The organism is Stutzerimonas sp. 21-1, assembly GCF_056336065.1.
In genome coordinates, this window is sequence record NZ_CM150500.1 from 2,448,630 (window position 1) to 2,463,014 (window position 14,385).

The 14,385-nt window shown below is 68.2% G+C and carries 12 protein-coding genes; 2 read left to right on the forward strand and 10 right to left on the reverse strand.

Annotated features, from left to right (window positions below):
- Positions 1–65 precede the first annotated feature (65 nt).
- Genes AC0ZJQ_RS11825 through AC0ZJQ_RS11835 form a run of 3 tightly spaced genes read right to left on the reverse strand, consistent with a single transcriptional unit; the run spans position 66 to position 3,971 of the window.
- Positions 66–2,054 (reverse strand): transglutaminase TgpA family protein, encoded by a 1,989-nt coding sequence (locus tag AC0ZJQ_RS11825; protein ID WP_476476702.1) that lies wholly within the window; start codon positions 2,052–2,054, stop codon positions 66–68.
- Entirely contained in the window at positions 2,051–3,013 is a 963-nt protein-coding gene (locus AC0ZJQ_RS11830; protein ID WP_197424528.1) for a DUF58 domain-containing protein, read from the reverse strand. The genes AC0ZJQ_RS11825 and AC0ZJQ_RS11830 overlap by 4 nt, the downstream gene beginning before the upstream one ends.
- A gap of 40 nt (positions 3,014–3,053) precedes the next feature.
- A complete protein-coding gene (locus AC0ZJQ_RS11835; protein ID WP_003289818.1) occupies positions 3,054–3,971 on the reverse strand; it encodes an AAA family ATPase in 918 nt (305 codons plus the stop codon).
- A gap of 166 nt (positions 3,972–4,137) precedes the next feature.
- On the opposite strand from AC0ZJQ_RS11835, the gene AC0ZJQ_RS11840 reads away from it, so the two are divergent.
- Positions 4,138–6,822, forward strand: a complete 2,685-nt coding sequence (locus AC0ZJQ_RS11840) for an HAD-IC family P-type ATPase (RefSeq protein ID WP_476476703.1) — start codon at positions 4,138–4,140, stop codon at positions 6,820–6,822.
- Between the two features lie 99 nt (positions 6,823–6,921).
- Here the strand turns inward: AC0ZJQ_RS11840 and AC0ZJQ_RS11845 are convergent, their stop codons facing one another.
- From AC0ZJQ_RS11845 to selD, 3 genes are read right to left on the reverse strand one after another with little or no spacing between them, the layout of a single operon-like run.
- Positions 6,922–7,200, reverse strand: a complete 279-nt coding sequence (locus AC0ZJQ_RS11845) for a hypothetical protein (protein WP_476476704.1) — start codon at positions 7,198–7,200, stop codon at positions 6,922–6,924.
- A 25-nt stretch (positions 7,201–7,225) separates the two neighbouring features.
- Positions 7,226–8,335, reverse strand: coding sequence for a tRNA 2-selenouridine(34) synthase MnmH (gene mnmH / locus AC0ZJQ_RS11850; protein ID WP_476476705.1), 1,110 nt, complete (start codon positions 8,333–8,335; stop codon positions 7,226–7,228).
- Entirely contained in the window at positions 8,335–9,369 is a 1,035-nt protein-coding gene (gene selD / locus AC0ZJQ_RS11855; RefSeq protein ID WP_476476706.1) for a selenide, water dikinase SelD, read from the reverse strand. The genes mnmH and selD overlap by 1 nt, the downstream gene beginning before the upstream one ends.
- Positions 9,370–9,530: 161 nt before the next feature.
- Here selD and AC0ZJQ_RS11860 point away from each other — a divergent pair, with 161 nt between their 5' ends.
- A complete protein-coding gene (locus AC0ZJQ_RS11860) occupies positions 9,531–10,523 on the forward strand; it encodes a patatin-like phospholipase family protein (RefSeq protein WP_102829298.1) in 993 nt (330 codons plus the stop codon).
- Between the two features lie 16 nt (positions 10,524–10,539).
- Here the strand turns inward: AC0ZJQ_RS11860 and AC0ZJQ_RS11865 are convergent, their stop codons facing one another.
- The 4 genes from AC0ZJQ_RS11865 to AC0ZJQ_RS11880 all read right to left on the reverse strand — a co-directional run bounded on the left by AC0ZJQ_RS11865 (position 10,540) and on the right by AC0ZJQ_RS11880 (position 14,298).
- Positions 10,540–11,628, reverse strand: a complete 1,089-nt coding sequence (locus AC0ZJQ_RS11865; protein ID WP_476476707.1) for an AI-2E family transporter — start codon at positions 11,626–11,628, stop codon at positions 10,540–10,542.
- Between the two features lie 49 nt (positions 11,629–11,677).
- Complete coding sequence (locus AC0ZJQ_RS11870; RefSeq protein WP_476476708.1) at positions 11,678–12,481, reverse strand: DUF4892 domain-containing protein; 804 nt, start codon at positions 12,479–12,481, stop codon at positions 11,678–11,680.
- Positions 12,482–12,637: 156 nt separating this feature from the next.
- Positions 12,638–13,492, reverse strand: a complete 855-nt coding sequence (locus tag AC0ZJQ_RS11875) for an alpha/beta hydrolase (RefSeq protein WP_165594653.1) — start codon at positions 13,490–13,492, stop codon at positions 12,638–12,640.
- On the reverse strand, positions 13,489–14,298 hold the full coding sequence (locus AC0ZJQ_RS11880; RefSeq protein ID WP_008570236.1) for an alpha/beta fold hydrolase: 810 nt from the start codon (positions 14,296–14,298) through the stop codon (positions 13,489–13,491). Before AC0ZJQ_RS11880 ends, AC0ZJQ_RS11875 begins: the two co-directional genes overlap by 4 nt.
- Between the last annotated feature and the right edge of the window lie 87 nt (positions 14,299–14,385).

Consider the following 14,385-nt stretch of genomic DNA (forward strand, 5'->3'; position numbering starts at 1 on the left):
CGCAAGCGCCGTAGGCGCCCCTGGAAATGCCACGCCATCGCGGGCGGCAATCATGAACAGTCGGCTCAGCGCCGGGCACGCCGCCAGGGCAACTGGCGGCGCAGCACGCGCAGCGCCTGGCGCAACTCGGTGGGCGCGGCATCCGCGGCGGCGTAGCGCTGCTGCTCGTAGGAGCGCAGGAAGGCATGAATCGCCTCGGCCTGGGCCGGTAACTGGCGCGCCGCGCGCACGGCGAAGGTCCGCGCGCCCTCGCCCGGCTCGCGTCGCAGGCCGTGGCGCGCCAGCGTCCGCTCGAAGGCGAGGAACAACCGCTGCTGCACGTCGCGCTCGCGTCGCCAGGGCTTGAACAGCCACAGCGCGAGCAGGCCGAGCACCGCGGCGAGCGCGCTCACCAGGCCGATGCCGAGCGCGGTGGCGTCGACCTTGCCGAACCAGCGCTGCAACAGCTGTAGCTGGCGCTCGCTCTGGTAATCGAGCACCCAGCGCTGCCAGCCGTAGTTGAGTTCGTCCCAGCGCAGCCGCAGCTGGTTCAGCCAGCCGATATCGCGGTACCGCAGCAGCGACATCGGCGAGTCCTCGAGAAAGCCTTCCTGACCGGCCAGCGCCTGTTCCAGCCCTTGCTCGACCCGCTCCGGCGCCACCTGGAAGGTCGGATCGACGCTGACCCAGCCGCGCTCGGCAGTCCAGTACTCCACCCAGGCGTGCGCATCCAGCTGGCGTACCGAGAGATAGTTGCCGGCCGGATTGACCTCACCGCCCTGATAGCCGGCCACCACCCGCGCGGGGATGCCGGCGGCGCGTAGCACGAAGGTCATCGCCCCGGCGTAGTGCGCGCAGAAGCCGCTGCGGGTGCTGAAAAGGAAATCGTCGACGATGTCCGCACCGACTGCCGGCGGCTTCAGCGTGTAGTGGTAAGGCTCGCGGTTGAAGTGGCGCAGCAATGCCTGCACCACCGCCTCGGGCTCCTGCAGCGTGCGGCGTAGCTCGCCGGCCCAGGCATGGCTGCGCGGATTGCCCTGCGCCGGCAGCTGCAGCGCGCGGCCGAGGCTCGACGGCGCGCGCTCGGCCTCGCGCCGCGCTTCGGGCCAGGAGGTCACGCGATAGAGCAGCGGCTGGTTCACCGGCTGCCGGCGCTGCAGGTGGAAGTCGGCCATCAGCTGCGCATCGTCGGCAGCCATGCGCGGCACGTCGAGGGCGAACAGCCAGGGCTGGCCGCTGGGCTGCATGACGATGCTGTAGCGCAGCGGCTCGCCGGTCGGCTGCCAGTGCGGCTCCTGCGGCACCTGCGCAGCGAAGGACTGCGACCAGCGCCGGCCATCGAACTGCTCGAAGGTCACGGCGCGCCAGTACAGCTGGTCGCGCGGCGGAATCTCGCCCTCGAAGCTGACGCGAAACGCCAGCTCGGCGGACTGGCCGAGCCGGGCAATGTCGCCCGGCGCCATGTGGTCGGCCAGCCCGGTGAGTCCACGCGGCCCCGGCTGTGGCAGCGTCCACAGCGGCGCCAGCCGCGGGAAGAACAGGAACAGCAGGATCATCAACGGCACCGCCTGCAACAGCAGGCTGCCGGCCAGCCGCAGCGTCGGCCACGGCTGCGTCATCCGCGCGCCCTGCTGCAGGCCGATCAGCGCCGCCAGCAGCGCCGTCACCGGCAACAGGCTGTACAGCCCGGCCAGCAGGCCGTCCTCGAACAGGTAGCTGGTCACCACCGCGAAGAAGCCGAGGAAGATCAGCACCAGCGCATCGCGCGCGGTGCGCATCTCCACCAGCTTGAGGATGAACGCCGCAATCAGCAGCACCACGCCGGCCTCCAGCCCGACCAGACTGCCGCGCGAGAAGTACACGCCGAAGCCGGCGCCGATCATCAACGCCGCCTTGGCCCAGCTGTTGGGAAATCGCAGGCGCATGCGGAATATCTGCACACGCCAGGCCGCACAGCCCAGCCAGAGGCCGGTGATCCACAGCGGCAGGTGCGTCAGATGCGGCAGGATCACCAGCACCTGAGCCACCAGCAGCCAGATCAGCGCATTGCGCGGAATACCGGGTTTCGCGCTCATGCACCCTGCTCCGTACCGATACCGTGCAGCGCCAGCGCACGCAGGCAGGCGTCACGGTGGGCCTGACCGCTATCCGGGCCGAGTGTCACGGCCGGCAGGCGCAAGGCGAACGGCTGGTGCGCGGCGCTGAGTTCCACGACCCAGTGACACAGCCGCGAGAGGCGCTCCTCGCTGTCGCCCGTCAGCGCATCGAAATCCAGCAGCGGTTCGTTGCCGAGCAGGCTGGCGAACTCCTTCACCAGCAGGCCCTGGCCGCGCGAATAAGCCTTCCAGTGCAGGCGACGGCGCGAATCACCGGGTTGCCAGGCCTTCAGCCCCTGATAATCGTCGACGCCTGCCCCTTGCGCCCGCGCGCCGCCCTCCTCGTCCTGCGCCGCCTCGCCCTGCTGCGCCAGCTCACCCGCCAGGGGCTGCGGATAGATCAATGCCGCCAGCTCCAGGTCGATCCAGCTCCAGGCCACCAGTAATCCCAGCGGGAAGCGACTCTCCACCCGCACGCGGCCGGGACGCAGCCAGCCACGGCGCTGCGCCGGCAGGTTCAGCTCGACTTCCACCACGCCGCCGGCCGGTACATCCACCAGCTGCAGACCGCTGGCCGGCCAGCCGACGGCCACGGCCTGGTAGGCGCGACCCTGGCTTTCCAGACGCACACGCAACCGCGCCTGCTCGCCGACGAAAGCGGCACTGGCGCCGCCGCTGTGCAGCACCAGCCCGGCGAGATTGCGCCAGGTGTGCAGGATGGTGACCAGATACAGCGCGCCGAGCAGGAAGGTCAGGCCGTAGGCAAGGCTGTTCTGGTAGTTGATCGCCGTCAGCAGCATCAACCCCAGCGCCGCGAGGAAGGCCAGCCCGACGCGGGTAGGCATGATGAAGATGCGGCGCTGATCGAGCCGCATGCTCGGCGCCGGCGGAATCCGCCGCAGCAGCCAGCGCTCGCGCAGACGTGGCAGCAGCCTCACGCGCTGCGCCCGTCCAGCCGTGGCGTCATCGTCAGCACCGTCAGAGCGCCGGCACTTCGCGCAGCAGCCACTGCACCAGCGCGCCACCGCCGTGGCCGGAAGCATCGGCACGTTCGCGCAGGCGATGGCCGACCACCGTCGGCAGCACCGCCTGCACATCCTCGGGAATCGCGTAATCGCGCCCGTCGAGAAACGCCCAGGCGCGCGCCGCCGCCAGCAGCGCCAGGCTGCCGCGCGGCGACAGGCCCCAGGCGAACTGCGGCTGGGTACGGGTGGCTTCCACCAGACGCAGCACGTAGTCGACCAGCGCATCGCTGACCCGCACGCCGGCCACGGCATCCTGCAGCGCCAACAGCTCGGCGCGTTCGAGCAGCGGCGCAAGCCGCGCCAGCAGGTCGCGCCGCGACTCGCCGAGCAGCAGCGCCTTTTCCGCGGCGCGGGCCGGATATCCCAGCGAGACGCGCATGAGGAAACGATCAAGCTGGGATTCCGGCAGCGCGAAGGTGCCGCCGGAACTCACCGGGTTCTGTGTGGCAATGACGAAGAACGGTTCCGGCAGCGCACGGGTAGCCCCCTCGATGGTGACCTGGCCCTCTTCCATGGCTTCGAGCAGCGCGCTCTGGCTCTTGGGCGTGGCACGGTTGATCTCGTCGGCGAGGATCAGCTCGGCGAAGATCGGCCCGGGATGGAAGACGAACTGGCCGCTGTCCTTGTCGAACACCGACGTGCCGAGGATGTCGCCGGGCAGCAGATCGGAGGTGAACTGTATGCGCTGGAACTCCAGCCCGAGCACCTTGGCCAGCGCATGGCTGAGGGTGGTCTTGCCCATGCCGGGCATGTCCTCGACCAGCAGGTGACCCCGTGCCAGCAGGCAGGCCAGTGCCAGTCGCACCTGTGCTTCCTTGCCGAGCAGTACTTCATTGACCGCGCGCAGACAGGCGTCCAATCGGGTGCGCATGCGACTCTCCTCTGTAGGTCCGGCCGATGCTACTGATCGACGACGGGCAGGCAAAGCGTTGGACATGCCGGGTAACGAGTTTGTGACCCGACGCTTGATCCAGAACCATGCAGCGGTTCGCCGACCCGCCTAGGCTTGACGTCTCTCTAGTCGACCGGAGGCTTCGATGGCCGAACCAGACAGCTGGCACGCGCAACCCGCCGAGCAGATCCTGCAGCAACTGGACAGCACCCACAGCGGCCTGAGCGCCGAACAGGTGCAGCAGCGCCTGCAGCAGTTCGGCCCCAACCGGTTGCCGCAGCGCGGCGGCAACGGTGCGTTCAAGCGCCTGCTGCTGCAGTTCCACAACCTGCTGATCTATGTACTGCTGCTCTCGGCGCTGGTCACTCTGGCACTCGGCGAATGGCTCGACAGCGCGGTGATCGTCGCCGTGGTGGTGATCAACGCGCTGGTCGGCTTCATTCAGGAAGGCAAGGCGGAACAGGCCATGCGCGCCATCCAGAAGCTGCTGACGCTCGACAGCCGCGTGCGCCGCGCCGGACACACGCTCAGCGTGCCGGCCGAGGAACTGGTACCGGGCGATCTGGTGCTGCTGGAACCCGGCGACCGGGTCCCGGCCGACCTGCGCCTGCTCGAATGCCGCGACCTGCGTATCGAAGAGGCCGCGCTGACCGGCGAATCGCTGCCCAGCAGCAAGCAGGTGGAGCCGGTCAGTCATGACGCCAGCCTCGGCGATCGCCGCAGCATGGCCTACTCCGGCACGCTGGTCAGCGCCGGCAACGGTTACGGCGTGGTGGTGGCAACCGCCGGGCAGACCGAGCTAGGCCGGATCAGCCACATGCTCGGCGAAGTGGTCAGCCTGCAGACGCCGCTGCTGAGCGACGTCGCGCGCTTCGCCAAGGTCCTCACCGTGATCATCCTGGCGCTGGCGCTCGGCACCTATGTGTTTGGCGTCACGCTGCGCGATTACTCCTCCAGCGAGATGCTGCTGGCGGCCGTTGGCCTGGCGGTCGCGGCGATTCCCGAGGGTCTGCCCGCCGTGCTGACCATCGCCCTGGCGCTCGGCGTGCAGCGCATGGCACGACGGCGGGCGATCATCCGCCGGCTGCCGGCGGTCGAGAGCCTCGGTGCGGTGACGGTGATCTGCTCGGACAAGACCGGCACCCTGACGCGCAACGAAATGACCGTGCAGCAGGTCTTCACCGCCGAGCACCGCTATCACATCCAGGGCGTCGGCTACGCACCGACGGGCGCGGTCTGCACCGGCGACGGCCAGCCCTGTGAGCCGGAACAGGCCAGCGACCTGCTGGAGCTGGCCCGCGCCGGGCTGCTGTGCAACAGCGCCAGCCTGCTGCGCGAAGGCGATGGCTGGTGCATCACCGGCGACCCGACCGAGGTGGCGCTGCTCACCCTGGCCGGCAAGCTCGGGCTGCAGGCACCGCACGAGCAAGCCAACGTGCCGCGGGTCGACGGCATCCCGTTCAGCTCGGAGCGGCGCTGTATGGCCAGCCTGCATCACGACCACGCCGGCCACGGGCTGATCTATCTGGTCGGCGCGCCGGAGCGGCTGCTCGAAGTGTGCAACCACCAGTTCGCCGCCGGCAGTACCGAGCCGCTGGACCCGACCCACTGGCACGCCGTGCTCGACGACGGTGCCCGCCAGGGCCTGCGCATGCTCGGCCTGGCGATGCGCGCACTGGGCACGCCGCAGCATGAGCTGGCCTACGAGGATCTCGAAGGCGACTTCGTGCTGCTCGGGCTGGTCGGCATGCTCGACCCGCCGCGCGAGGAGGCCATCGCTGCCATCGCCGAATGCCAGCGCGCCGGCATCGCCGTGAAGATGATCACCGGCGACCATGCCGCGACCGCCGCCGCCATCGCCCAGCGCCTCGGGCTCGGCGAGCAACCGCCGCTCACCGGCGCGGAGCTGGATCGGCTCAGCGATGCGGAGCTGGACGCACGCCTGGCGCAGACCGCGGTATTCGCCCGCACTAGCCCGGCGCACAAGCTGCGCCTGGTGCAGCGCCTGCAGGCCTGCGGCGCACGGGTGGCGATGACCGGCGATGGCGTCAACGACGCGCCGGCGCTCAAGCGCGCCGATATCGGCGTGGCGATGGGCATCAAGGGCACCGAGGCGGCCAAGGAGGCGGCACAGATGGTGCTGGCCGACGATAATTTCGCCACCATCGCCTATGCGGTGGAGGAAGGCCGCACGGTCTACGACAACCTGAGGAAATCCATCGTATTCATCCTGCCTACCAACGTCGGCGAGGCGCTGGTGTTGCTGGTCGCCATTGCGCTGGGGCTGACGCTGCCGATCACGCCGCTGCAGATTCTCTGGCTGAACATGATCACCGCGGTGACGCTGGCGCTGGCGCTGGCCTTCGAACCCGGCGAGGCCGACCTGATGCGCCGCCCGCCCCGCGATCCGAGCGCGCCGCTGCTGGGGGCGCAGCTGCTCTGGCGCGTGATGCTGGTCTCGCTGCTGATGACGGCGGCCTGCATCGCGGTGTTCCTCTTTGCCCAGCGGCAGGGTTGGAGCCTGGAGGTCAGTCGCACGCTGGGGGTCAACACGCTGGTGTTCTGCGAGATCGCCTACCTGTTTGCCAGCCGCCAGATCAACGCACCGGCGCACTTCGGTTTGCGCGGCAATCCGATGGTCTGGAGCATGGTCGCGCTGCTACTGGTGCTGCAGGTGGCGTTTACCCACTGGTCGCCGCTGCAGCGGTTGTTCCAGACCGCCGCGCTCAGCCCGCAGGCGTGGGCCATCTGCGCGCTGGCCGGGGGCACGCTGCTGGCGGTGGTGGAGCTGGACAAGTGGTGGCGCCGACGCCGTGGCCGGCAACTGTGAGCGGTCCCGGCGCCGGGACCGCAGTGTTCAGCGTGGTGCCGGCTTTGCCTGCGGCTGACCGGCACCCGTCCTGCAGAGGTACGCTGCGCAGGCTGCCGTTCAGCGACCGGCGCGCGACTCTCTCAGGTAGAAGCGCGCCTTTTGCGCCTTTTCCACGCAGCCGTGAAATGCCTCGAACTGCTGCTGGGTCTTGGCGCCGGTAAGCAGGGCCATGGCCTTGGAATAGCTCACGGTGCCGGCGAACCCTTCGGCTTCAGCCAGGCTCTGCTCCTCCCACGCAGCGTCCAGCTCGGCGGCGCAGCTGTCACGGTAGGCGGTCTTGCCGGCGCAGCCGACCAGCAGCAGCGCCAGCAGGGGTACGGATAGCCAGACTTTCATCGTTCATCCCTCCGTTGTTTTCCAATCAATGCGACACGGCCGTGCGAGCGCGCTGCTGCAGGTATTCGACGACCGCCTGCTGCTCGCCGGCGAACTCGATACGCTCGGCCTTGCTCTCGCGCTGGTAGGCGTACATCGGATCGTAGTACTCGCCGAGCAATCCTTCGATCCAGCCGCGGTGCAGATCCACCGCACCACTGCGCGCCTGCTCGGCCAGCGCCTGGTCCATCAGCAGCGCCAGACGCTGATAGCGCTCACCGCCCAGGCGCTTCTGGATATTGACCAGGCTTTGCTGCAAACGCTCGGCGAACGCGGCGAAACCGGGCTCGCCCTGCTCGGCGATGAACTCGGCGCAGAGGTCAATCACGTAGTCCTTGAGAATCCGTTCGACACGGCCCTCGAGGCTGTCTTGCAGCCACACCAGCGGGAACTGCTGCATGCCGTTGAACAGCGGCAGCGGAATCGAACAGCGGCCCACCAGCCGCGCCTCGTCTTCCAGCGCGAAGCGTTCGACACCGGCGGCGCGCAGCTTCAGCAGCCGGATCGCCAGCAGGTTTTCGAAATCGATCTGGCCGGGCTGCGGCGTGGCGCGCTTGCCGAAGCTGGAGCCGCGATGATTGGCCAGCGCCTCCAGGTCCACGCTGTTTTCCAGCCGCGCCAGCACTTCGGTTTTGCCGGTGCCGGTCATGCCGCCGACCAGCACGAAGTCGCACTGTTGCACCGCCTGTTCGAGGGTTTCGAGCAGGAAATGGCGCAGCGCCTTGTAGCCGCCGACCACCCGCGGATAGTCGATGCCCGCCTCGTCGCGCAGCCATTGCTGGACGATCTGCGAGCGCAGCCCGCCGCGGAAGCAGTACAGGTAGCCATCGGGGTGCGCGCGGGCGAAATCGGCCCAGGCCTGCATCCGCTCGGCCTTGACCTTGCCGGAGACGAGCTGGTGGCCCAGATCGAGCGCCGCCTTCTGCCCATGCTGCTTGTAGCAGGTGCCGACCTTCTGCCGCTCGCTGTCGTTCATCAGCGGCAGGTTGACCACGCCGGGAAACGCGCCCTTGGCAAACTCCACCGGCGCGCGGGCATCCATCATCGGAATGTCGTTGAGGAACAGCGCGCGGTAGTCAGCAGTATCGCCACGCATCAGCGCACCTCGACCGCATGGCTGCGCGCGTCGACCAACCGGCCGATCGGCTCCAGCGTCAGGCCCAGCTCGCCGGCAACGGCCAGGAACTCTGCCTCGCCTTCCGGCGCCACCGCCACCAGCAGCCCGCCGCTGGTCTGCGGATCACACAGCAGCTGCTTGTGCGCCTCGTCGAGCGCGGCGATACGCTCGCCGTAACTGTCGAAATTGCGCTGGGTACCGCCGGGCACGCAGCCCTGTTCGAGGTAGTACTCCACACCCGGCAGACGTGGCACGCGCGCGTACTCGATCTCGGCCGTCACGCCGCTGCCGTCGGCCATTTCCACCAGGTGGCCGAGCAGGCCGAAGCCGGTGACATCGGTCATCGCACGCACGCCTTCGAGCTTGCCGAAGCGGCTGCCGGCGGTGTTGAGCGTGCACATCCAGTCGCGCGCCAGGCCCACATCTTCGGCACGCAGCTTGGCCTTCTTCTCGGCAGTGGTGAGGATGCCGATGCCCAGCGGCTTGGTCAGGTAGAGCTTGCAACCGGCGGTGGCGGTGTCGTTGCGCTTCATCTGGCGCTTGTTCACCAGGCCGGTGACGGCCAGACCGAAGATCGGCTCGGGCGCATCGATCGAATGTCCACCGGCCAGCGGAATGCCGGCGGCGTCGCACACCGCGCGACCACCGGCGATGACCTCGCGCGCCACTTCCGGCGGCAGTACGTTGACCGGCCAGCCGAGGATGGCGATGGCCATCAGCGGGTCGCCGCCCATCGCATAGATATCGCTGATCGCGTTGGTCGCTGCGATACGGCCGAAATCGAAGGGATCGTCAACGATCGGCATGAAGAAGTCGGTGGTCGAGACGACGCCACGCTCTTCGTCGATGCCGTAGACCGCCGCATCGTCGCGCGAAGCATTGCCGACCCACAGCCGCGGGTCGAGGTTCTGCGCGCCGCTGCCGGCAAGAATCACGTCCAGCACTCTGGGCGAGATCTTGCAGCCGCAACCGGCGCCATGGCTGTACTGGGTGAGGCGGATCGGTTCGCTCATCGGACTCTCTCGTGCTGCATGCAAAACGGGCCGCGATTGTAGCAAAGCCTTCGACGAGCGGCGGCAAACGGGGTGGTGGACGGCCTGCTTTGGTATAGCGCCCCTTGCGGCGTACCCGTGCGCGGCGAGAAGCTAACGACACAGAACGGGGGGAAAGCCGCATGAGCAAGAAAGTAGCGCTGGTATTGGGCTCGGGAGGCGCGCGTGGGTATGCGCACATCGGCGTCATCGATGAAATCCTGGCACGTGGCTACACCATCGACTGCATCGCCGGCTGCTCGATGGGCGCCGTGGTCGGCGGCATCTACGCGGCCGGCAAGCTCCGCGAGTACCGCGCCTGGATCGAGGGGCTGGATTATCTCGACCTGCTGCGCCTGGTCGATCCTAGCTTCAGCCTCGGTGCGATTCGCGGCGAGAAGGTCTTCGGCCGGGTGCGCGAAATGCTCGGCGAGGTGAACATCGAGGATCTGCCGATCCCCTTCACGGCGGTGGCCACCGACCTCACCAACCAGCAGGAGATCTGGTTCCAGGAAGGCAGTCTGGAGCTGGCAATGCGTGCGTCGGCGGCGATTCCCAGCCTGTTCACGCCGGTGGTGCAAGACAACCGCGTGCTGGTCGACGGCGGCCTGCTCAACCCGCTGCCGATCGTGCCGGTGGTGTCGAGCCACTGCGATCTGATCATCGCGGTCAACCTCAACGCCAACAACCACAAGCAATATTCGCTGCCGGAAATCGAACGGCCGGGGCGCTTCGATTCGATGCTGACGTCGATCAGCTCGCACATCCCGTTCTGGCGCAAGGACGGTGGCGGTCTTTCACCGCAACACATTGCCGACATCCGCGCCGGCGAGCTGCTGCGCGGCGACCAGCCGCCCGCGGCGCCGTCCAGCGAGACGGCACCGAAGTCGGCCGCCGGTTCGACCGTCGTGGATGTCGGCGGCCCCGCCTCGTTGCTGGAGCTGATCAACCAGAGCTTCGACGTCATGCAGTCGTCGCTGGCGCAGTACAAGATCGCCGGCTATCCACCGAACGTGCTGGTGAACATTCCCAAACGCGCCTGTCGCTTCTACGAATTCGACAAGGCGCCGGAGCTGATCGAACTGGGACGCATCGTCGCCCACGACGCCCTGGCGCGCTACGAGCTGGAGCTGTAGCGCCGCCCGCGGGCCCTTAGCACTGCGGCTTGTCGATCGGCTCGCCGGTGCTGTCCTTCTCGGTGGTTTGCGGGACTTCCTTGATCAGCCAGTCGCCCAGCAGGCTGAAGGCCACCGCCAGCAGCGTCGGCCCGAGGAACAGCCCCATGAAGCCGAAGGCCAGTACCCCGCCGAACACGCCGAGCAGCACCACGACCAGCGGCAGGTTGCCGCCGCGGCTGATCAGGTAGGGTTTGAGGATGTTGTCCACCCCGCTGATGATGAACATGCCCCAGATACCGAGAAACACCGCCATGCCGTAGTCGCCCTGCCATACCAGCCAGGCGACCGCCGGCCCCCAGACCAGCGGCGGCACCATCACGAAACTGAATGCGAAGGTGAGCAGGCCGAGCACCAGCGCCGCCGGCACCCCGGCGATGCTGAAGCCCACATAGGCCAGTACCGCCTGCGCCGCTGCGGTACCGATGACACCGTTGACCACGCGCTGCACCGTGCCGGCCACCAGCTCCAGATAGTGGTCGGCACGCTCGCCACCGATCAGCCGGTCCAGCAGGCTGTGGACGAACGCCGCCAGGCGCGGCCCGTCGCGATAGAAGAAGAACACCAGCACCAGGCTCAGAGCCAGCTCGAGCATGCCGCCACCGATGCGCGCGCTGCGCACCAGCAGCCAGTTGCCGACCTGGCCGATGTACGGGCGGGCGCTGGCCAGCAGCGCCGTGCCCTGCTCATGGACCGTGCTCCACAGCGTGACCAGGCTTTCGCCGATCAGTGGCAGTTCGCCGAGCCAGGTCGGCGGCGCTGGCAGGCCGTCGACCTGCAGGTCGTGCAGCAGGGCGTTGGCTTCGCGAATCTGGTCGGCGATGTTGAAGCCCAGCCAGACCAGCGGCACGGCCACCAGCACCATCCAGCAAAAGGTCAGCAATCCCGCCGCCAGGCTTGCGTTGCCGTTCAGCTGACGGGTCAGCAGGCGCATCAGCGGCCAGCTGGCAAACGCCAGCACTGCCGCCCAGAACAGCGCCGAAGCGAATGGCGCCAGTACCCAGAGGCAGGCACCGAGCAGGACCAGAAGCAGGATCTGCACCAGCAGACGGTCGTTGTTGAGCATGCGCGGTTACTCTCTGGAAAGGACGGCTATTGCAGCCCGACGAAGCGTCTTAGCGCAATAGCCTGATGAGCAGCCCGGCGTCGGTCGAGTCGTCTAGCTCGAGCCGTCGGGCGCCGATCCGCTCGGCGATCAGGGCTTCGCGCCAGGCGGCGCCGGTACGCCCGGCCAGGCTGACGCGAAGGGTGCTGTCCAGCCGCATGAGTTCGGCAAGCAGCGCGCTCCACTCGGCCGACGGTTCATCCGGCAGGCGTGGCAGGCGCAGCTCGCCACTGTCGCGCAACTGGCGCAGCAGGGTCGCCGCGTTCGGCAACAGTTCACCGAGCGGCGCGCTCGGCTCCAGCTGCTCGACATGAAGATAGGAGCGGCCATTGCCTCGGGTGACGCCATAGAGCGCGAGCAGGCTGTCACCGGCCTGCGGCAGGCGCGCTAGCAAGTAGGCCTGCTGCCCCTCCGGCCCGTAGAGCTTGGCCTTGCCGAACACCGCGTTGGCCCACAGGCTGCTGGAGCCGCACTCACGGCCTTCGCACCAGAACAACAGCTCTGCTCCATCATCGAGCACGGCGCGCCGGGACTGGGTGAAGGCTTCGATGCCACTGTGGGTGTCGGGAAGCTGATAGGTAACGACGGTCAACTGGCCGGCTGCGCTGACCTGGCTGGCCATGCGCAACTTGCCGCTGATACGGCGGAGCGAGTCCTGCGGATAGATCCGCTCGCTCACCGGCGCCTGCCGGTAATCGACGATCTCTGCCTGCGGGTAGCGCGCCAGAACCGCGAGATCGGCGCTACCGGCGACGTCCGCCGCCAGCAGCGGCGCGCCCGTCAGCAACAATCCCAGCAGGCCTGTCCATCGCATCGCTCTTTTCAACGCATCACCCTTGCTTGCACGAATTTCATCCGGCTTCTGACTGCCGCCGGCGGAGACGGCCACGGGCCGACTGCCGGTCAGCCTCGCCAGTTGCCAAAAGCAAGTCAAGCAGGCGATTGCCACAGCATCTTGCGTGACGACACGCTATCGAAAGAAGGGTTCGAAGCACGCGGCGACCGCAGCGGCGCCGGCATCGTCGTCCAGATGCAGGTGATGCCCACCGGGCAGGTAGTGTTTGTCGAACGGCAGTTGCGCGGTCAGTTCACGCAGTTGCGGTTCGGTCATCAGTCCCTGCTCGGCCAGTACGAGGGTGGTTGGACAGGTAACCTGCGCGACGAACGCCAGCGCGTGCGCGCGGGTCAGCCGCAACGGCGACGGCAGCATGAGCCGTGCGTCGGTACGCCAGGTGTAGCCACCCGGCACCGGCATCAGGCCGCGTTCGGCCAGACGCTCGGCGGCTTCGCGGCTGACCGCACCGACACCTTTCATGCGCGCGGCGACGGCCCGTTCGAAGGTCGCATAGACCGGCTTGCGCTTGTCGTCGACCGCCAGCAGCGCATCGAGCGCGGCACCCAGCCGCTGCGGTGCCTCGTCCGCCTCGCCGGTGTAGGGAATCACCCCGTCGATCAGCGCCAGCCGCTCGACCCGCTGCGGCAGCGCACCAGCCAGCAGCACCGCGACGATCGCGCCCATCGAGTGACCGAGCAGGGAAAAACGCTGCCAGCCGAACTGTTCGGCCACCTGCAACACATCGAGCACGTAGTCCCAGATGTTGTAGCCCGCGCCCAGCGGACGATGCGCCGAATGGCCGTGTCCCGGCAGATCCAGCGCGACGATACGCAGCCCCGGCAGGCGCGGCGCCAGCCGGCTGAAGCTCGCCGCGTTGTCCAGCCAGCCGTGCAGCGCGATCACCGGGCGGCCGTCCTGCGGCCCGTAGAGGTGCGCCGCCACCTCGGTATGCGGCAGGGTCAGGCGGACTTCCTCGAACGCCACGCTCATGCGGCACCCCGGTTCGTGGTCGCCGGAGCCCAGCGAGTCAGCAGGCGTCGCAGCAGATCGGCGGTTTCCGTCGGACGCTCCAGCGGGAACATGTGCCCGCCGGGCAGCCGATGCGCCTCGCCGCGCGCCATCAGGCGCAGCAGATAGGCGTGATGCGGCAGCACCACGCGGCTGTCGCGGCCGCGCACCATCGCCAGCGGAAGCTTCAACGCCGGCGGCCAGCCGGGCGTGACATGCGGCACGCTGCGGTAGATGTCGATTTCGGTCTGCGGGTCGAAACGCAGGCGCATCCCCTGCCCGGCGGGTTCAAGGCCATGCTCGATATAGGCGGCCAGGCAGTCGGGGTCGAAGCTGCTAAACAACGTCTTGCCGGCGAAGTAGGCATGCGCTTCCTCAGCGCTGCCGAACTGCTCGCGACGGCCCAGCGTGCGCCCTGCCGGCGTCAGCTGATCGATGAAGCCAAGCCGCTTGGCGGCCCAGATCAGCGTCTGGTCGAACCAGGTCGGCAGCGGCGAATCGAGCATCACCACGCCGTGATACAGCTCCGGGCGCAGCAGCGCCGCACGGTAATGCAGCATGCCGCCGAAGGAATGACCAACGCCCCAGACCGGCTCGCCCAGCCGCTCCAGCTGCTCGAACAGTTCCTGCAGCAGGTTGTGCCAGTTGTCGTCCACTGGAAAGCGCGGATCGTGGCCGTGCCGGTCCATGTGCACCACACGGTATTCCGGCGCCAGCGCGGCGAACAACTTGCGGTAGGTGGCCGACGGGAAGCCGTTGGCATGGGCGAAGAAGATGCGTTGCGACATGGACACGGCCGACGATAAAGGTCAGGCCATTGTAGACGGCCACCCCTGCCGGACAATCGCGCCGACGCGCCCGCGTGAGCGGCATTC